The following is a 571-nucleotide window of genomic DNA, read 5'->3' on the forward strand; positions in this document are numbered from 1 at the left end:
CCAGTTTACTTGCAACGACAAGAACGAATTGAAGCACATTTTCTAATTTGTTTTATGGCACTGTTACTGTTTAGGATTCTTGAACAAAAAACACATCAAGTGGCTTCATTTCATGAGATTATTGAAACTTTACGTAAAATGAAAATGTTAGAAGTTCCTGCTCAAGGATATATACCAACATATGAAAGAACAGACATTACAGATGCTTTACATGAAGCGTTTAACTTTAGAACAGATTTTGAAATAATGCCAATGGAAAAGATGAAAAAAATTATTAAACAAACAAGGAAAAGAGAATAGTACTACAAAACAGTCAAAAAAAATAATCCGCTAAAGGTTGTTAAAACAACTCTTTAGCGAACTTTGTCTTCAAAAAAGTGTCAAAGATGGGATTATAAAACCTTTTTTTGGCAAAAGTCTACAATTAAATTTTGGCAGTTGTAAAGCTGGTGGCTTAATCTTTAATTTTTTTGATCTGCTGGACCATTGATAATTCTTCATTAGTTGGTACAACTAAGATTTTAGCAATTGAATCCCTGGCTGAAATCACGCCTTCTGTTTGCTGCCGATT

At 31.9% G+C, this 571-nt stretch carries 1 pseudogene; it reads left to right on the forward strand.

The features are described from left to right. Window positions 1-300: pseudogene (locus KH893_RS11570) on the forward strand (IS1634 family transposase); the annotation flags it as partial. Between the last annotated feature and the right edge of the window lie 271 nt (window positions 301-571).

The sequence above is a fragment of the Liquorilactobacillus sicerae genome, from assembly GCF_029916425.1.
Classification (GTDB): Bacteria; Bacillota; Bacilli; order Lactobacillales; family Lactobacillaceae; genus Liquorilactobacillus; species Liquorilactobacillus sicerae.